The 16,765-nt window shown below is 69.5% G+C and carries 19 protein-coding genes; 14 read left to right on the top strand and 5 right to left on the bottom strand.

The genetic code is table 11. The features are described from left to right. Positions 1 to 137 precede the first annotated feature (137 nt). Positions 138 to 788, bottom strand: a complete 651-nt coding sequence (locus tag BM337_RS03000; protein WP_089813763.1) for a bifunctional 4-hydroxy-2-oxoglutarate aldolase/2-dehydro-3-deoxy-phosphogluconate aldolase — start codon at positions 786 to 788, stop codon at positions 138 to 140. Between the two features lie 183 nt (positions 789 to 971). Here BM337_RS03000 and BM337_RS02995 point away from each other — a divergent pair, with 183 nt between their 5' ends. Beyond that, complete coding sequence (locus BM337_RS02995) at positions 972 to 2,861, top strand: S9 family peptidase (protein ID WP_089813761.1); 1,890 nt, start codon at positions 972 to 974, stop codon at positions 2,859 to 2,861. 66 nt (positions 2,862 to 2,927) lie between these two features. On the opposite strand, the gene BM337_RS02990 is transcribed toward BM337_RS02995, so the two are convergent. Together BM337_RS02990 and BM337_RS02985 are read right to left on the bottom strand one after the other, a co-directional pair. Further along, positions 2,928 to 3,305 carry a cupin domain-containing protein gene (locus tag BM337_RS02990; protein WP_089813759.1) on the bottom strand — a complete coding sequence of 126 codons (378 nt, stop codon included), beginning with the start codon at positions 3,303 to 3,305 and terminating at the stop codon, positions 2,928 to 2,930. Positions 3,306 to 3,367: 62 nt separating this feature from the next. Continuing rightward, positions 3,368 to 4,312 (bottom strand): DUF8054 domain-containing protein, encoded by a 945-nt coding sequence (locus BM337_RS02985; protein WP_089813757.1) that lies wholly within the window; start codon positions 4,310 to 4,312, stop codon positions 3,368 to 3,370. A 183-nt stretch (positions 4,313 to 4,495) separates the two neighbouring features. Here BM337_RS02985 and BM337_RS02980 point away from each other — a divergent pair, with 183 nt between their 5' ends. From BM337_RS02980 to BM337_RS02965, 4 genes are all read left to right on the top strand, one after another. Then, positions 4,496 to 5,905, top strand: a complete 1,410-nt coding sequence (locus tag BM337_RS02980; RefSeq protein WP_089813755.1) for a signal recognition particle protein Srp54 — start codon at positions 4,496 to 4,498, stop codon at positions 5,903 to 5,905. A 65-nt stretch (positions 5,906 to 5,970) separates the two neighbouring features. Next, positions 5,971 to 6,549: a magnesium transporter gene (locus BM337_RS02975; protein ID WP_089813753.1), complete on the top strand. Its 579-nt coding sequence runs from the start codon at positions 5,971 to 5,973 to the stop codon at positions 6,547 to 6,549. A gap of 1 nt (position 6,550) precedes the next feature. Further along, entirely contained in the window at positions 6,551 to 7,117 is a 567-nt protein-coding gene (locus BM337_RS02970) for a magnesium transporter (protein WP_089813751.1), read from the top strand. A gap of 54 nt (positions 7,118 to 7,171) precedes the next feature. After that, positions 7,172 to 7,741, top strand: coding sequence for a dihydrofolate reductase family protein (locus tag BM337_RS02965; protein WP_089815538.1), 570 nt, complete (start codon positions 7,172 to 7,174; stop codon positions 7,739 to 7,741). A 10-nt stretch (positions 7,742 to 7,751) separates the two neighbouring features. On the opposite strand, the gene BM337_RS20905 is transcribed toward BM337_RS02965, so the two are convergent. Both BM337_RS20905 and BM337_RS02960 read right to left on the bottom strand, forming a co-directional pair. Next, positions 7,752 to 7,928, bottom strand: a complete 177-nt coding sequence (locus tag BM337_RS20905; RefSeq protein ID WP_177227118.1) for a hypothetical protein — start codon at positions 7,926 to 7,928, stop codon at positions 7,752 to 7,754. Positions 7,929 to 8,004: 76 nt separating this feature from the next. Continuing rightward, a complete protein-coding gene (locus BM337_RS02960) occupies positions 8,005 to 8,841 on the bottom strand; it encodes a proline dehydrogenase family protein (protein ID WP_089813749.1) in 837 nt (278 codons plus the stop codon). Positions 8,842 to 8,936: 95 nt separating this feature from the next. Here BM337_RS02960 and BM337_RS02955 point away from each other — a divergent pair, with 95 nt between their 5' ends. From BM337_RS02955 to BM337_RS02915, 9 genes are all read left to right on the top strand, one after another. Beyond that, positions 8,937 to 9,485 (top strand): CDP-2,3-bis-(O-geranylgeranyl)-sn-glycerol synthase, encoded by a 549-nt coding sequence (locus BM337_RS02955; RefSeq protein WP_089813747.1) that lies wholly within the window; start codon positions 8,937 to 8,939, stop codon positions 9,483 to 9,485. A gap of 109 nt (positions 9,486 to 9,594) precedes the next feature. Continuing rightward, on the top strand, positions 9,595 to 10,776 hold the full coding sequence (gene hemC, locus BM337_RS02950) for a hydroxymethylbilane synthase (protein ID WP_089813745.1): 1,182 nt from the start codon (positions 9,595 to 9,597) through the stop codon (positions 10,774 to 10,776). Then, positions 10,773 to 11,558 carry a uroporphyrinogen-III C-methyltransferase gene (gene cobA, locus BM337_RS02945; RefSeq protein ID WP_089813742.1) on the top strand — a complete coding sequence of 262 codons (786 nt, stop codon included), beginning with the start codon at positions 10,773 to 10,775 and terminating at the stop codon, positions 11,556 to 11,558. The genes hemC and cobA overlap by 4 nt, the downstream gene beginning before the upstream one ends. Beyond that, positions 11,551 to 12,303 carry a uroporphyrinogen-III synthase gene (locus BM337_RS02940; RefSeq protein ID WP_089813740.1) on the top strand — a complete coding sequence of 251 codons (753 nt, stop codon included), beginning with the start codon at positions 11,551 to 11,553 and terminating at the stop codon, positions 12,301 to 12,303. The genes cobA and BM337_RS02940 overlap by 8 nt, the downstream gene beginning before the upstream one ends. Before the next feature lie 200 nt (positions 12,304 to 12,503). Next, positions 12,504 to 13,058, top strand: coding sequence for a hypothetical protein (locus BM337_RS02935; protein WP_089813738.1), 555 nt, complete (start codon positions 12,504 to 12,506; stop codon positions 13,056 to 13,058). A gap of 280 nt (positions 13,059 to 13,338) precedes the next feature. Continuing rightward, complete coding sequence (locus BM337_RS02930; protein ID WP_089813736.1) at positions 13,339 to 13,599, top strand: hypothetical protein; 261 nt, start codon at positions 13,339 to 13,341, stop codon at positions 13,597 to 13,599. A 3-nt stretch (positions 13,600 to 13,602) separates the two neighbouring features. Then, positions 13,603 to 14,172, top strand: coding sequence for a hypothetical protein (locus BM337_RS02925; protein WP_089813734.1), 570 nt, complete (start codon positions 13,603 to 13,605; stop codon positions 14,170 to 14,172). A gap of 62 nt (positions 14,173 to 14,234) precedes the next feature. Then, a complete protein-coding gene (locus BM337_RS02920) occupies positions 14,235 to 14,891 on the top strand; it encodes a class I SAM-dependent methyltransferase (protein WP_089813732.1) in 657 nt (218 codons plus the stop codon). A 135-nt stretch (positions 14,892 to 15,026) separates the two neighbouring features. After that, positions 15,027 to 16,502: a RecJ family nuclease gene (locus tag BM337_RS02915; RefSeq protein ID WP_089813730.1), complete on the top strand. Its 1,476-nt coding sequence runs from the start codon at positions 15,027 to 15,029 to the stop codon at positions 16,500 to 16,502. Positions 16,503 to 16,765 lie beyond the last annotated feature (263 nt).

Genomic DNA, 16,765 nt, shown 5'->3' with positions numbered 1-16,765 from the left:
TCCCCACGAACACCGGCCATAACAAAGGGTGATTGCCGGCAACAGTCGGGTGCCCTCAGCGTGTCAGTGCGCCCCACGTGACCCCTCGCACGGGCCCCGGGTCGCCGCTCGGCGCGTTCGGTCCCCCTGGCGCGCGGTCACTCCCGTGCCGCTTCGACCGCCGCGACGAAGTCGGCGGCCCGCTCGCGGACCCCGTCCATGTCACCCTCCTCGATGGCCTCGTAGTTCACCAGCGCCGACCCCGCGCCGACGGCCACCGCGTCGGCCTCGAAGTAGTCGGCGACGTTGTCCGCGGAGACCCCGCCCGTCGGCATGATCGGAACGTCACCGAGCGGGCCCTGGAGCGCGCCGATGTGACCCGGCCCGACCGTCGAGGCGGGGAACATCTTCAGGATATCCGCGCCCGCGGCCATCGCCCGGTCGGCCTCCGTCGGCGTCATGACGCCCGGGACGGAGACGACGCCGGCGCGGTTGCACACCTTCAGTACCTCCTCGTTGACGTTGGGCGCGAGGACGAACTCCGCGCCGGCCTCGACGACGTTCCGGGCCGCCGCCGCGTCCATGACCGTGCCCGCACCGATCACCGCGTCGGTGTCCGCGAGTTCCCGGTCGACCGCCGCGATCATCTCGCTGCAGCGCTTGGCGTCGGCCGTCAGTTCGAGCGCCGTGACCCCGCCCTCGTGGATGGCCTTCGCCACGGGGACGATGTCGTCCTCGTCGATCCCGCGAAGCACCGCGACGACGCCGCTCTCGACCAGTTTGTCCTGGACCGCCCGTTTGTTCGTCATGTCTGGTCCTCCGAACGGAGGGGCCAAAAGGATGCCAGTATCGCCGCCAGTGGTGTGCGACCGATCGTCGCCGCCCGGCCCGGTCCGCGATCCCGCTCTCTCACTTCCCGAATCGTGCGCCTGGAGTGCTGTACGCTAGGTATCCGGAAACTACTTGTAAACTGGTCGAGAACTTCCCGGGCGATGTCCGATACCATCCCACTGGAGGAACTGGCGAGCCTCCCCAGCCTCCACCACCTGCGCGTCTCGCCCGACGGCGACCGGGTCGCCTGCTTCTACGACGGCAGCGGTCGCAACGAACTCTGCCTGATCGACCCGGAGACGGGCGATCTGACCCAGGTCAGCGACGGCAACGTCCCGCGGGACGCCAAGTTCCCCATCCAGTGGTCGGCCGACGGCGAGTCGGTGTACTTCCACCGGGACCAGGGCGGCGACGAGCAGAACGACGTCTACGCATTCGACGTCGACGACGGCGAGGCCCGGCCGGTCGTCGAGAACGACGGCCAGACGTTCCTCGTCGACGTCGCCAGCGACGGCCGTCGGTTGCTCTACACGACGGACGCCGGCGATCAGATGAACCTCTATCTCTACGACCACGACGCCGGCGAGTCGACGCAACTGACCCGATACGACCGGCCGGTGTACGGCGGGCAGTTCTCCCCCGACGGCAACCACGTCGCGTACGTGACGAACGAACGCGACGACCTGGAGAACCGCGACGCCTACGTCGCCAGCCTGGCGCCGACAGTCGGGGACAGGGCCGCTGGCGGGAACAGGGCCGCCGGCGGGGGCGGTTCCACCGACGGCGACACCGCCGACGGCTTCGAACCCCGCCGCCTCGACGTGAGTAGCGAAGGTCGAGAGACGTGGGTGAGCGACTGGACGCCCGACGGCGACGCGCTCCTCCTCACCGACAACGAGACGAACTTCCAGCGGTGTGGCCTGTACGACCTCGCGACCGACGAGGTGACCTGGCTGGGCGACGCCGCGGCCGACGAGACGGGTCACTTCGTCCACCCCGACGGGTACGTCTTCGCAGAACGGACGACCGAGGGGACCCAGCGACTCGTCGTCTACGACCGCGACGGCGCCGAACTCGCGACGCCGTTCACCGACGGCGTCGCCTGGTCGGAGGGCGGTCGCCGCGCCGGCGTCTTCCCCGACGGGAGCGTCCTCACCGGGCAGAACGCCCCGACGACGCGGGACACGTACTACCGCTACGACCCGGCGGCCGACGAGGCGACCGTCCTCAGGGAACCCGAGTACGGCGACGTCGACCCGGCCGCGTTCGCCGACGCCGAGTACGTCACCTACGAGTCGACCGACGGCACCGACGTCGGGGCCGTGCTCTACGACAGCGGCGCGCGCCCGTCGCCGGTCGTCGTCGCCGTCCACGGCGGCCCCCGGTACGACGTCAAGAAGGGGTTCGACGAGCGCACGCAGTTCCTGGTCGACCGCGGCTACTCGGTGCTGTGGCCGAACTTCCGGGGCTCGACCGGGCGCGGCCGGGAGTTCAAGAACGCCATCCACGGGGACTGGGGCGGGCAGGAACAGGCGGACGTCGCCGCCGGCGCGCGCTGGATCGCCGAGAAGGAGTGGGTCGACGGGGACAACCTGGCCGTCTTCGGCGGGTCCTTCGGCGGCTACTCGGCGTACTGGCAACTGGTCCGGTACCCCGACCTCTGGGACGCCGGCATCGCCTCCGTCGGCATCACCGACCTCCCGGCGCTGTTCGAGGAGTCGATGGCGCACTTCAAGACGAACCTGCGCGAGCAGATGGGCGATCCGGAGGAAAACGCCGACCTCTGGCGCGAGCGCAGTCCCATCACGCACGTCGAAGCGATCGAAGCGCCCCTCCTGATGCTCCACGGCGTCAACGACCCCCGCTGTCCGATCTCCCAGGCCCGCCTGTTCCGCGATGCGCTGGTGGAACGCCGCGGGTGGACCGAGGGCGAGGAGTTCGAGTACCACGAACTCGGCGACGAGGGACACGCCTCGACCGACGTCGGCTACAAGATCCGCGTCTTCCACGAACTCGCCGACTTCCTCGACGAGCGGTTCCCCGCGGAGTGAGTCACCCTCGCGGAGTGAGTCGCCCCCCGGAGTGAGTCACGGGTCGCCGGTCACCCGTGTCGACGCTCAGCCGTCTTCGCCGTCGTATTCAAGTGCCGGGTCCGTCCGCGGCGACCCGGTCCCGAGCACGACCGCCTCTCCGTCTGCTTCGACGGGGTTGAACGCCCGGTGGGGACTGCCGGGTTCGGCGACGAAGACCTCGTCGGCCTCGACGACGAACTCTCTCTCCGGCGTCTCGACGTGGAGGGTGCCAGCGAGCACGTAGAAGGCCTCCTCGCGCTGTTCGTGGTAGTGGTAAGTCCGGGGTAACTGCTCGCCGGGTTCGATGGCGTACCGCGCGAGGTGGAGCAGGTTCAGGCCGGCGGCGTCGGAAATCGAGCGCCGGTCGCAGGGGTAGTCCGCGGGGGAGTCGAGGTCGTCGGGGTCGACGTGGTGGTAGGGCACGGTGGGTGTGGTCGCGGGACGACCGTAATACCCACTCCTCCGGCCTGCGACGGGAAAACAGCTTACTCGTGGATCGGCTCCTCGAAGAGGCGGTCCCCGGTCTCCTCGCAGGTGACGGCGACGACCTCGTAGGAGCTACAGCAGGACTCCACGGTCTCCTGGCCGAACTCGATGCCGCCCTCGCCGGTGGGACACTCCTCGAGGAAGAGCCGGAGGCCGTTCAGCAAGCTTCCCTTCTCGCGGGTCGAGAGGGCCTCCCAGTCCGACAGCCGGCTCCGGAGCACCGCGGCTCCCGCGGCGTCGGCGATCATCGCCGCCTCGGAGGGCCACTGCCCGATGCGGCCGTCGCCGTCCGTCAGCACGCGGCCGTCGTCGAACGCCTCGATCTCGCAGTCCTCGACGTCGAGGTCGAACTGGGCCACCAGCCGCTCGGCAAGGTCCGTGGACTCCTCGCCGTCGAAATCCGCCATCGCGTCGTCCCATGACTGCTTGAACTCCTCGGTCAGGCACAGGTCCTCGCCGTCATCGCACGCTTCGAGCGCCCCGGCGTTCGACAGGACGATCTCCGGGTCCAGGGCGCCCGCCTCGTCGCGTGCGGCCTCGACCACGCCGCCGTTCGTCGCGGACTCGACGGTGCTGGTACCGTCGCCGTCGTCGGTCGCGCTGTGGCCGTCGTCGGCGCGTCCATCGCCGACGCCGTTCGACGAGGGACCGTCGCTGTCGAGGCCGGCGCCGAGTCCGCTCTGGACGGGCCTGGCCGGTTCCTTCCCGAACAGCCGGAGGACGTCGTCGGGGAGGTACCGCTTCGTGAGTGCGGGCGTCCCGGGGACGAGGTAGCCGCGGAGGTAGATCAGGACCACCGAGGCGACGAAGACGCCGGCACCCGCTTTCCGCGAGCGGCGGCCGGCCACCGCCGCGGCGACGACGGCGATGAGGAGGTTGACGCCCGTGCACGGCAGGCAGCGATTCTCACCGGTGTACTCCGGTTGTTTCAGCTCGTCGATCATCTTGATTCAAGTATGGTAGCCAGTTATATGTGTTTTAGGCTTCAGGACCGAGAGTGGTCGGTCGCCCGTCTCGACGACGGGGTCGTGGACTGCAGCGGGATACCGACCCTGTGGGAACCGGATCGGAACGGCTCCGGCCGACAAAAAGGCTTTACCGCCGCCACAGCGTACCACGCGACAACAATGGTACTCGACGATCTGGGGAGTTCGCTGCGGGGGACCCTCGACAACCTCCGCGGGAAGTCCCGCATCTCCGAGGAGGACATCCAGGACATCGTCAAGGAGATCCAGCGCTCGCTCCTGCAGGCCGACGTCGACGTCTCGCTCGTCCAGGAGCTGTCGGACAACATCAAGACGCGCGCGCTGGAGGAGGAGCCGCCGGGGGGCACCTCGCCGCGGGACTGGGTCCTACGCATCGTCTACGAGGAACTCGTCGACCTGGTCGGCGAGTCCACCGAACTGCCCCTCGAAGAGCAGACGATCATGCTCGCCGGCCTCCAGGGGTCGGGGAAGACGACCACCGCGGCGAAGATGGCGTGGTGGTTCTCCAAGAAGGGGCTCCGACCCGCAGTCATCCAGACCGACACCTTCCGCCCGGGCGCCTACGACCAGGCCAAGCAGATGGCCGAGCGCGCCGAGGTGGAGTTCTACGGCGAGCCCGACTCGGACGACCCCGTCCAGATCGCTCGCGACGGACTCGAAGCGACCGCGGACGCCGACGTCCAGATCGTCGACACCGCCGGTCGCCACGCCCTGGAGGACGACCTGATCGAGGAGCTGGAACAGATCGACCGGACGGTCGAACCGGACCACTCGCTGCTCGTGCTCGACGCCGCCATCGGCCAGGGAGCCAAGGACCAGGCCCAGAAGTTCGACGAGGCCATCGCGGAGGGCGTCGACGGCGTCGTCATCACCAAACTCGACGGGACGGCGAAAGGTGGGGGCGCACTGGCCGCCGTCAACGAGACGGACTCGACCATCGCCTTCCTCGGGGCCGGCGAGACGGTCAAGGACATCGAGCGCTTCGAGCCCTCGGGCTTTATCTCGCGCCTGCTCGGCATGGGCGACCTCAAGCAACTCACCGAGCGCGTCGAGCGCGCGATGGAGGAGACCGGCGCCGAGGACGAGGACTGGGACCCCGAGGACATGCTGGAGGGCCAGTTCACCCTCAAGGACATGCGCAAGCAGATGGAGACGATGAACAAGATGGGCCCCCTCGACCAGGTGATGGACATGATCCCGGGCCTCGGCGGCGGGCTGATGGACCAGTTGCCCGACGACGCCATGGACGTCACCCAGGAACGGATGCGTGACTTCGAGGTGGTCATGGACTCGATGACCGAGGAGGAACTCGAAAATCCGCGCGTCGTCGGCCAGAGCCGAACCGAACGGATCGCGAAGGGGTCGGGCAAGCCCGAGGAGCGCATCCGCGAACTGCTCCAGCAGCACAAGCAGATGGAGCAGATGCTCAAGCAGTTCCAGGGCATGGGCGACGGGGACATGGAGCGCATGATGCAACAGATGCAGGGCGGTGGCGGCGGTGGCGGCGGGATGGGCGGCATGGGTGGCGGCGGCAATCCGTTCGGCGACTGAGCGGCTACGCGCCGCCTCCTGCCGCGTGACGGTCGTTTTTTGAAACTGGCCGCAGAGTCTCCGGTATGACCGTCCGTGAGGTCGCCGTGGAGGCCTACCGGGAGACGCTGCCCGTGCTCCTCCCCAGCGCGGTCGGCGGCCTGTTCGCGGGCGCGGTGCTGGGCGGGATGGAGGCGGAACTGAAGCAGGTCACCGGCCTCATCGTCCTCGTCCCCGCCCTCCTGGCGACCAGGGGGAACGTCTACGGCTCGCTCGGTGCGCGCCTCGGGTCGGCGCTCCACCAGGGGCTCGTCGAACCCGAGTTCACGCTGGGCGACGACCGGCTCAACCGCGCCGTCGCGGCGTCGATGGCCAACGGCGTGCTCGTCAGCGCCTTCGCCGCGACGCTCGCGTTCGCGCTGCTGGTCGCGCTGGGTCGGGACGTCGCGGGCCTCGCGACGCTCGTGGCCATCGCCGTGCTCGCGGGGCTCGTCTCGGGCGTCCTCCTGGCGACCGCCGTCATCTCCGTCGTCTTCCTGGGCTACCGGCGCGGGCTCAACCCCGATACGCTGGCCGGCCCGGTCGTCACGACGACGGGCGACGTCGTCGGCGTCGCGACGATGCTGTTCGCGGCCAGAGTCGTCCTCGCCGCGGGGGGCGGGTAAGATGGCCGGGGCGCGCCAGGAGTGGACGGTCCGGGGTATCATGCGAACGATGCTCCCGATACTGGCGGTCCTGACGGCGGTCGAACTGGGCAGCGGTCTCGTCCTCGACACCTTCGAGGACACCCTGCTGCGGTACCCCTCGCTGCTCGTGCTGGTGCCGGTGACGATCGGGATGGCGGGGAACCTCGGGAGCGTCCTCGCCGCGCGGCTCTCAACGGCGTTCCACCTCGGCCTGCTCTCCTTTTCCCCGACGGACGACCGCCTGGCCGGTAACGCCGTCGCGACCGTCTCGCTGTCGCTGACCATCTTCCCGCTCGTCGGCGCGGGCGCGTGGCTGGTCCAGGGGCTGTTCGGCGCGACGGCGCTCCCGCTCCGGACCGTCGTCCTCGTCGCGCTCCTGAGTGGCCTCGCGCTCGCGGTGCTCGCCGTCGCCGTGACGGTGGTCACCACCTACGCCGCCTACCGCTTCTCGCTCGACCCCGACGAGGTGGTGATTCCGGTCGTGACGAACGTCTGCGACGTGCTCGGGGTGCTGGTCCTCTTTGGCGTCGTGCGGGTGCTGGTGTGAGGTGCGCCTGTCGGGTTTATGGCGCCGCCGCGCCTCGGTTCCGACGATCGAGAGATGGCGACCCAGTACTACACGGCGACGAGTATCGACGGGTACATCGCCGACGAGGACGACTCGCTCGAGTGGCTGTTCCAGTTCGGTGATGTCGAGGGCGTGGACGAGGACTACTCGCGATTCGTCGAGGACGTCGGCGCCGCGGCGATGGGCTCGACGACCTACGAGTGGCTCCTGGAACACGAGGACCTCCGCGAGCGCCCGGACGAGTGGCCCTACGACGTCCCGGTGTGGGTGTTCACCAGTCGCGACCTGCCGGCGGTCGACGGCGCGGACCTCCGGTTCGTCCAGGGTGACGTGGCGCCCGTCCACGCGGACATGGCCTCGGCCGCGGACGGCGGGAACGTCTGGCTCGTCGGCGGCGGCGACCTCGTCGGGCAGTTCCACGACGCCGCGCTCCTCGACGAGATTATTCTCAGCGTCGCCCCCGTCACGCTCGCGTCGGGCGCGCCGGTGTTGCCGCGGCAGATCACCGATCCGCCGCTGAAACTGGTCGACGTGGACCAGTACGGCGACGTCTTCGCCGCGCTGACCTACGAGGTCCAGCGCGACGGCGCGGCCCACGAGTGAGGTCCCGTCGCTACTGCCACCGGGTGCCGCCGCCTCGACGGCGCTCGCCGGCGAGGACGGCGTCCGCGAGCACTGCCGGAACGTTCTCGCCGACCTGGACCTGACGCTCGGGCTGTCGGGCCGGTCGAGCGTCGACGAACTCGACCGCGCCGCGCTCCGCGAGAAACGGTAGTAGTATCGGCAGCACTAGCAGCGCCGCTCGGTCGGTCGTCGCTCTTCACGCCTGCGGCTCCACCGGCCAGCGACGACCCAGTGGAGCGAGGTCAGATCCCCAGCAGCGCCCGCGCCGCGAACAGCGCGTTCTCCTTGCGCTCGGAGACGCGCCGGTAGAAGTACGAGAGCCAGCGCTCGCCGTAGGGGACGTACTGCCAGACTTCGCACTCGTCGGCCAGTTCGAACTGCGCGTCGGGCCGGACGCCCATCAGCATCTGGATCTCGTAGGGCGTCCCGAACTCCTCGTGGAGCGAGTGGGCCAGCGATATCATCTCGGGGTCGTGACTCCCCACCGCGATTCCGTCGTCGAAGTTCGCGAACATGTATCGAAGGTCGTCCCTGAACCGCGCGTCGACGTGGCCCTTCCCCCTGTAGGCGACGGTCGCCGGCGGGTCGTAGGCCCCCTTGACCAGCCGGACCTTCCCCGGCAGGTCGGCGAGCCGTTCGAGGTCGTCGTGGGTGCGCCGGAGGTTGGACTGCAGACAGACGCCGACGCCGCCACCGTGGGCGGTCGTCTCGGCCTCGAAGGCGTCCAGCGTCGCGTCCGTCGTCGTGTGGTCCTCCATGTCCAGCCAGACGAAGACGTCGCGCTCGGCGGCGTGGTCGACGACGCGCGAGAGGTTCTCCCGGAAGACGTCTTCGCCGACGGAGAGGCCGAGCTGGGAAGGTTTGACCGAGACGCACGCGTCCAGACCCATCTGGACGATATCGTCGACGAGCCGCTGGTACGCCTCGGCGTCCGCGTCGGCCGGGTCGCGCGTCTCGTAGTGTTCGCCGAGGTGGTTCAGGATAGCCCCTACCCCCCGGTCGTTCAGCGTCTCCGCGTGGTCCAGCGCCTCGGCGGCCGTCTCGCCGGCGACGAACCGGCGTGCGAGCGGAGGGATCACGTCAGTGTGTTAGTGGCGGCCCGATTAAATGGATGGGGCGTTCGGCGACGAGCGACCGAGAAAGCGTTAAGAGGGAGGCATGAAACCCCCGGACAATGAGCATTCTCGCGACCGTCGCCACTGCGCTCTGGGCGATGTTGCCCGCCTACGTCCCGAACAACGCGGCCGTCCTGGCGGGCGGCGGGCGTCCCATCGACGGCGGCCGGACCTGGAACGGCAAGCGCGTCCTCGGCGACGGGAAGACCTGGCGCGGGACGTTCGCGGGCACCGTCGCCGGCACGGCGCTGGCCCTCCTGCTCAACGCCGTCAACGGGACCGCGAACGACGCACTGGGCATCTCGTCGCTCCCCGAATTTCCGCTGCTCGCCGCCGTCGGCCTCGCCCTCGGTGCGATGCTCGGCGACGTCGGTGCCTCCTTCCTCAAGCGCCGGACCGGCCGCGAGCGCGGCGCCGCCTTCCCCGGCCTCGACCAGCTCGACTTCGTCGTCGGCGCGCTCTTGCTCGCCGCCGTCGCGGACTTCGGGTGGTTCACCGAGACGTTCACCGTCCCCGTGCTGGTCGTCATCCTCGTCGCGACGCCGCTGCTCCACGTCGCGACCAACGCCATCGCCTACTGGCTCGGGCTCAAGGACGAGCCGTGGTGACGTGGACGGGCCGTGGTGACACGGACCGCTGACCCGTCCGGCCCGCACTCAGTGGTCGGCGCGCGCCCGAAGTAGCAGACTTTTCACCGCTGACCGTGGAGTCACAGCTATGACTACGCGAGGGACGCTGCGGCTGGCGACGCGGGGGTCGGACCTGGCGCTCCGCCAGGCCGCCGCCGTCCGGGAGGCCCTGGAGGACCGCCGCTACGACGTCGAGATCGTCGAGGTGGAGACCACCGGCGACCAGATCCGCGACGAGCTGATCCACCGCCTGGGCAAGACCGGCGCGTTCGTCCGCAGCCTGGACGAGCAGGTCCTCGACGGCTCCGTCGACGCCGCCGTCCACTCGATGAAGGACGTCCCGACCGAACAGCCAGACTCGCTCGTCGTCGCCGCCGTCCCCCAGCGCGCCGATCCGTCGGACGTGCTGGTCACCCCCGACGGGGCGACGCTCTCGGAACTGCCGGAGGGTGCCACGGTCGGCACGTCGAGCCTCCGCCGGAAGGCCGAACTCCTGGCCGAGCGTCCCGACCTGGACGTCCAGCCCCTGCGCGGCAACGTCGACACGAGGGTCGAGAAGCTGCTGGCCCCGTCGCTCCAGGCCGAACACGAGGAACGCAGCGAGGAGGAGAAGGAACGCAAGGAGCGACTGGAGGACGACGAGTACGTCTTCCCCTACGACCAGGACGTCGAGGAGTGGTTCGACGGACTCCGGGAGATAGAACGACAGGCGCTGGGCCGTGACGTCGACACGGAGTTCGACGCCATCGTCCTCGCCCGCGCAGGTCTGGAGCGGTCGGGACTGCTGTACAACGTCGAGGCGACGCCGCTGTCGACCGAGACGTTCGTCCCCGCGCCGGGGCAGGGTGCGCTGGCGGTCGCGACCGCCGACGGGGAGGTCGCCGAGGAGATCAACGAAGTGCTCGACCACCCGCGCTCGCGCGCGGAGACGACCGTCGAGCGGGTCATCCTCGAAGAACTCGGCGGTGGCTGCGTCGCGCCGCTGGGCATCCACGCCGTCCTGCAGGGGCGGTCCGTCCGGACGCGCGTCCGGGTGCTCTCCCAGGACGGCACCGAGGAAGTGAGCGCGACGCGGGACATCCCCGTCGACCACCACGTCGACGGTGCGAAGTCCTTCGCCGCGGACCTGGCCGACCAGGGTGCGAAAGACATGATCGAGGCGGCGAAGAAGGAACTCGACGACGGCGGCGAGGCGGACGATGACGCCGCCTCCGCCGTCGAGACCGACGACGAAGGAATCGCCGAGGATGGGGGAGCGACCGAGGAATGACCGGCACCGTCTACCTCGTGGGCTCTGGCCCCGGCGACCCGGAACTGCTGACCGTCAAGGCGAAGCGACTGATCGACGAGGCCGACGTCGTCCTCCACGACAAGCTTCCCGGCCCGGAGATCCTGGAGGCCATCCCCGGCGAGAAGCGCGAAGACGTCGGCAAGCGCGCCAGCGGCGAGTGGACCCCTCAGGAGTACACCAACCGGCGCATGGTCGAACTCGCCGAAGAGGGGAACGACGTCGTTCGGCTCAAGGGCGGCGACCCGACCGTCTTCGGCCGCGGCGGCGAGGAGATGGCCTACCTCGCCGAGCACGAGATCCCCTTCGAGGTCGTGCCGGGCATCACCAGCGCCGTCGCCGGGCCGGAAGTCGCCGGCATCCCGGTGACCCACCGCGACCACGCCTCCTCCGTCTCCTTCGTCACCGGCCACGAGGACCCGACCAAAGAGGAATCGGCTATCGACTGGGGCGCGCTGGCCGCGACGGGCGGCACCATCGTCGTCCTGATGGGCGTCGGCAAGCTCCCGGACTACACCGGCGCGCTCCGGGAGGCCGGGATGGCCCCCGAAACGCCGGTGGCGCTGGTCGAGCGGGCCACCCGGCCCGAACAGCGCGTCGCCGTCGGCACGCTCGATTCGATCGTCGACGTGCGCGACGAGGACGGCATCGAACCGCCGGCCATCACCGTCATCGGCGACGTCGCGGGCGAGCGCGAGCGAGTGAAAGCGTTCCTGCAAAACGAGCGGCTCGACGACGGACAGGAGGCCACCGAGGATGCGTGAGGAACCCCGCCTCCGCGTCGCCGTCTTCCGGCCCGACGACGAGCGCCTGGCCGACGCGGTCGAACTCCTCGAATCGCTCGGCGCCGACCCGGTCGCCGACCCGATGCTCGTCGTCGAACCGACGGGGAACGCCCCGCGTGAGGGCGCGGATTACGTGATTCTCACGAGCAAGACGGGCGTCGAGCTGGCGGCCGAAGCCGGCTGGGAGCCGGGCGACTCGACCGTCTGCGCTATCGGCGCCGCGACGGCCGACGCGCTGGGCGAGGCGGGCTACGACGTCGACCTGGTCCCGGAGGAGTACACGTCGTCGGGGCTGGTCGCGGCGCTCGAAGACGACGTCGACGGGGCCAGCGTCGAGGTCGCCCGGTCCGACCACGGCTCGGCGGTCCTGACCGATGGACTGGCCGACGCGGGCGCCGACGTCCACGAGACCGTCCTCTATCGGCTCGTCCGGCCAAAGGGTGCCGGCGAGTCGGTCGAACTCGCGGCCGACGGCGACCTCGACGCCGCGCTCTTCACGTCCTCGCTCACGGTCGAGCACTTCCTCGACGCCGCCGAGGAGCGGGGGGTTCGCGACGACGCGCTCGCGGGCCTGAACGATGCCGTCGTCGGCGCCATCGGCGACCCGACGCGGGAGACCGCCGAGAGCCACGGCATCGACGTCGACGTCGTGCCGGAGACGGCCGACTTCGAGGTGCTGGCCTGCGCCGTCGTCGAGGACGCCGCCCCGACGCATCGGGAGTGACCGGGTCCGAACGACGAGCGGACCGCCCGACTTCTCGCCGCTTAATCCGATATTAACACCGTCTCGGCCCTGTGAATCCGCGGTTCGAACGCACCCTGCCAGTCCGGGACCACGACAGGTGACAGTCGCTGGACTGTTCGGAGGGAGTGCTTAGCGACTGGATAAATAACACCGGTCGCGACGTACCAGTCCAGCGATAGATGAATGCGAGACTGTTCGCAGTGTGTGGCATCGCCGTGCTCCTCGTCGTCGGGTCGGGTGGCGCCGTGGCGAGTGGGTTCGGATCCGGCCCCGGTCCGGGCTTCGGGCCCGACAACGCTCCTGGTAACGGCGCCGCTCCGGGAGAGGCGCCGGCTTCGCCACCGGATAACGGCGGCGGAGACAGCGGCGGCGACGATGAAACGACCGACGAGCCGGCGTTCACGGTCGTCGCCGACAACACGGAGAAGTGCGGTCGGACCTGTCGCGACGTGATGTCGACGGTCACGAACCAGCAGAACGCGACGGCGGAGGACGTCACCGTCTCGACGCAGATTTTCGCCGGCAAGGAAGGGAACGGCAGGCAGGTCTGGCAGGGGTCGGCCGACGTCGGTACCCTGGCCGGTGGCGAGTCCCACACCGCGACCAAGCGCATCGAGCTCGGGTTCGGTGACGCCGTCGCGGTCACGGGCGCCGGCGGCTGGGTGACCATCGAGACGACGGTGGAGTCGGACGAAGAGACCGTGACGATCACTGAGCGGCGCGACGTCGCGTAAGCGAGGTCGGGCGAGGATTCGATTTCTGGGCCAAATGTTACTTCGCCCCCGTCGCCGGTGAGACCAGGCGGTTCGACGACACGTACTTCGACGAACGCTACGCCGATGCCGGGGATGATCCCTGGGGGCACCAGATCGCCACGGCGTCCTGGCCGGCGCACCGGGGGCGCGTCTCCCGGTACGACACGGATTGAACGACACAAACAGTGGCTAAACGGTGCGAATCCGCGCGTACTATCGAACCGATTGATGTGTGCGAGAGGGATACAGGAGGACGACGATGTTCCGAAACTCACTCCTGACGGCTGGCGTATTCGTCGCTGTGATCTGCTTGTTGACCGGTTCCGTCGCGGCAGCGCCCGCGGCCAGTGCGACCGACGAGACCAGCGGAGCCGTGGGGCCGCCCGGGGACCTGCCCGACCCGGTACCGGAGTTCGTCACGTCCATCCTCGACGCCATCGGCCAGTTCCTCGACGGGACGCTGGGCGGGAACCCAGGTGACGAGGTCAGCGAATCCGCCGGTAACGGGGTCGACGCCTGACGAATGAACGCGAAACTACTCGCAGTCGTCGGCGTCGGAATCCTCCTGGTGGCGGGCGTCGTCGGGGCGCTCGTCACCGGGTTCGGTCCCGCGCCCGGCGGCGACAGCGGGTCTGACGTCGAGTCGTTCCCGACGGAGACGCCGTCGAATACGGGAAGCGACGGCGCAAGCGGTGACGGCGCAAGCGGTGACGGCGGGACCAGCGACGCAACGGCGACTGCGACCGACACGCCGCCGTTCACGTTCGCTATCGGGAACATCGAGGAGTGCGGACGGACCTGCCGCGACGTCACCTCGACCCTCACCAACCGGCGAGATGCGACTGCCGACGACGTCACCGTCTACACGCGTATCTTCGCCGGCAACGGCACCGACGGCGACCAGGTCTGGCAGGGCTCCGAGGACGTCGGCGCGCTCGACGCCGGCGAGTCCTACACCGCGACGAAGCGCGTCGAACTGTCGTACAGCGACGGGTACAAAATCGAGCGGAACGACGGCTGGATAACCGTCCAGACGACGGTCGAGACAGCCGACCAGACCGTGACCTTCACCGAACGGCGCCAGGTCGCGTAGGCCAAGCGAGCGACAGGCCTCCGGACCCAACTTTTTAATTCGCCCCAGCCTCCGGTGAGAGCATGCGGTTCGACGACGAATACTTCGACGAACGCTACGCCGAAGCCGAGGGCGACCCGTGGGGCTACTACGAGAGCGAGTACGAGCGCCGCAAGGGCGAGCGCCCTCTCGCCGCACTTCGCGACCGGAAAGCGCCGGAAGAGGTCGACCGGATCCTCGATCTGGGCTGTGGCAACGGCGCCAAAACGAGACTGGCGACCGAGGCGTATCCCGACGCCGAAGTCGTCGGCGTCGACTGTTCGAAGGAGGCGCTCGACGCCGCCCGCGAGTGGGCCCCTGACGCGTCTTACGAGCGGGCGGACATCGTTGACTGGGTGGCCGAAAGCGAGCGCGCCTTCGACGCCGTCGTCGCCGTCGGATCGCTGTACTACCTCTGTGCAGACTACTCCGTGACTGACCTGTTCGAGTTCGCCGACGACCTGCGTGGCGTCGTCGCCGACGACGGCCTGCTGGTCGCCGCCCACAATCACATGCCACGCGACGACGGACCGGTGTTCGCCCAGGAGCGAACCGTGCGTACCGTGCGGACGATCCTGGAATCGAATTTCGAGACCGTCGAACGGAGCCGGTACGAGGCCGAGAAGCAGGCAGGGATCGACCCCGAGGAACCTGCCGAACAACCCTACGAGGTCTGGGCACTCCGACCAGCGAGTGGGTGAGTCGCTGTCGGAAGCCCGGGACGGTCTCACGTTGCGAGAGGTGTCCGTGTGTGAGATTGCGCCCCCAGCGGCGTTCGCGTTCTCCCGGTCCCAGTCCGATAGTTTATACGCGAGCGGGCACCACCCTCGCTCAGCATGGGACCGGTACCTGACCTGGACGACCGCGCCGCCGCGTGCGCGAATCGACTCCAGCGAGCAGACGAGGTACTGCTCGCGTCCCACATCGACGCCGACGGGCTGACGAGCGCGGCCGTCGCGTCGTCGGCCCTCGAACGCGCGGGCATCGAGTTCGAGACGGTCTTCGAGAAGCAACTCGACCCCGAGGCCATCGCCGGCATCGCGGCCACCGACTACGACACCGTCCTGTTCACCGACTTCGGCTCCGGGCAACTGGACGTCATCAGCGAGCACGCGGCGGCGGGCGATTTCACGCCCGTCGTCGCCGACCACCACCAGCCGTCGGACCCCGAAGATTGCCACCCCGACGCCGTCGTGACGACCGACGGATACGCCGACACGGAGTATCACTGCAACCCGCTGCTGGAGGGGATCAACGGCGCGTCCGAACTGTCTGGTGCGGGGGCGGCCTACGTCCTCGCCCGCGCGCTGGCCGAGACCGCGGACGCCGACGCGGACGTGCCCGACGAGAACCGCGACCTGGCCGGCCTCGCCGTCGTCGGCGCCGTCGGCGACATGCAGGCCGTCGGCGGGGAGTTGATTGGCGCGAACGCGGGCATCGTCGCCGAGGGCGTCGAGGCGGGCGTCCTCGACGAGGGGACCGACCTCACGCTGTACGGCAAACAGACCCGCCCGCTCCCGAAGTTGCTGGAGTACGCCACCGAAGTGCCGATTCCAGGCGTCTCCAACGACCAGGCCGGTGCGATCCGGTTTCTCGACGGCCTGGGACTCGACCTCAAGACGAACGGCGACTGGCGCACCTGGGCGGACCTGACCGACGACGAGCGCCAGACCGTCGCCAGCGCGCTCGTCAAGCGGGCCGTCGAGCGGGGCGTCCCTGCCGGGAAGATCGACTCCCTCGTCGGGACCACCTACACCCTCGCGGACGAACCCGTCGGCACCGAGTTGCGCGACGCCAGTGAGTTCTCGACGCTGCTGAACGCCACCGCCCGCTACGAACGGGCCGACGTCGGCCTGGCGGTCTGCCTGGGCAACCGCGACGGCGCGCTGGACCGGGCCCAGACCCTGCTCGCGAACCACCGGCGCAACCTCTCGGAGGGCCTGACACTGGTCCAGGAGCGCGGCGTCACCCACGAGGAGCACGTCCAGTGGTTCGACGCGGGCGAGGCCATCCGCGAGACCATCGTCGGCATCGTCGCCGGGATGGCGCTCGGCACCGACGGCGTCGACTCCGACAAGCCCATCCTCGCGTTCGCCCGAAAGAACGACGAGGAGACGAAGGTGTCCTCGCGGGGCACCGGCCCACTCGTCGGCCGCGGCCTCGACCTCTCGGCCGTGATGGGCGAAGCATCGCGGTCCGTCGGCGGCGACGGCGGCGGTCACGACATCGCCGCGGGTGCGACGGTACCCGCCGGAAAAGAGCAGGAGTTCGTCGAGGCCGCCGACGCCATCGTCGCCGAACAGCTCGGGTAAGTGGACGTTCGGTAGTGTTCGTTTGCTTCTGTGACGGGTGGTTCTGGTGAGTTGGCGCTGGAAGGAACGAAGAGGGCAACAACTCGAAAGCCCTCGGCGGGCTGGAGTCGCGCGGACCACGCTGTGCGCGCTCGTCCCTCGCGTGCTTGCGGGTCCGTGCTTCCTCCACCCCGCCTCGCCCTTTCAGTCCTCCAGGGTCGGCACAGCACCGCTGCCCTGCCCTGCCCTTCCCCGGGTCGGCCGAAGAAACGGCCTCCCGGCCG

The sequence above is a fragment of the Halomicrobium zhouii genome (assembly GCF_900114435.1).
Taxonomy (GTDB): Archaea; Halobacteriota; Halobacteria; order Halobacteriales; family Haloarculaceae; genus Halomicrobium; species Halomicrobium zhouii.
Note: the sequence above shows the minus strand (reverse complement) of the source record. Positions and strands in the feature narration are given on the sequence as shown.

Coding starts and splice junctions, on each gene's coding strand:
- BM337_RS03000 (WP_089813763.1), bottom strand. CDS start 788: ATGACGAACAAACGGGCGGTCCAGGACAAACTGGTCGAGAGCGGCGTC.
- BM337_RS02995 (WP_089813761.1), top strand. CDS start 972: ATGTCCGATACCATCCCACTGGAGGAACTGGCGAGCCTCCCCAGCCTC.
- BM337_RS02985 (WP_089813757.1), bottom strand. CDS start 4,312: ATGATCGACGAGCTGAAACAACCGGAGTACACCGGTGAGAATCGCTGC.
- BM337_RS02980 (WP_089813755.1), top strand. CDS start 4,496: ATGGTACTCGACGATCTGGGGAGTTCGCTGCGGGGGACCCTCGACAAC.
- BM337_RS02975 (WP_089813753.1), top strand. CDS start 5,971: ATGACCGTCCGTGAGGTCGCCGTGGAGGCCTACCGGGAGACGCTGCCC.
- BM337_RS02970 (WP_089813751.1), top strand. CDS start 6,551: ATGGCCGGGGCGCGCCAGGAGTGGACGGTCCGGGGTATCATGCGAACG.
- BM337_RS02965 (WP_089815538.1), top strand. CDS start 7,172: ATGGCGACCCAGTACTACACGGCGACGAGTATCGACGGGTACATCGCC.
- BM337_RS02955 (WP_089813747.1), top strand. CDS start 8,937: ATGAGCATTCTCGCGACCGTCGCCACTGCGCTCTGGGCGATGTTGCCC.
- hemC (WP_089813745.1), top strand. CDS start 9,595: ATGACTACGCGAGGGACGCTGCGGCTGGCGACGCGGGGGTCGGACCTG.
- cobA (WP_089813742.1), top strand. CDS start 10,773: ATGACCGGCACCGTCTACCTCGTGGGCTCTGGCCCCGGCGACCCGGAA.
- BM337_RS02940 (WP_089813740.1), top strand. CDS start 11,551: ATGCGTGAGGAACCCCGCCTCCGCGTCGCCGTCTTCCGGCCCGACGAC.
- BM337_RS02935 (WP_089813738.1), top strand. CDS start 12,504: ATGAATGCGAGACTGTTCGCAGTGTGTGGCATCGCCGTGCTCCTCGTC.
- BM337_RS02930 (WP_089813736.1), top strand. CDS start 13,339: ATGTTCCGAAACTCACTCCTGACGGCTGGCGTATTCGTCGCTGTGATC.
- BM337_RS02925 (WP_089813734.1), top strand. CDS start 13,603: ATGAACGCGAAACTACTCGCAGTCGTCGGCGTCGGAATCCTCCTGGTG.
- BM337_RS02920 (WP_089813732.1), top strand. CDS start 14,235: ATGCGGTTCGACGACGAATACTTCGACGAACGCTACGCCGAAGCCGAG.
- BM337_RS02915 (WP_089813730.1), top strand. CDS start 15,027: ATGGGACCGGTACCTGACCTGGACGACCGCGCCGCCGCGTGCGCGAAT.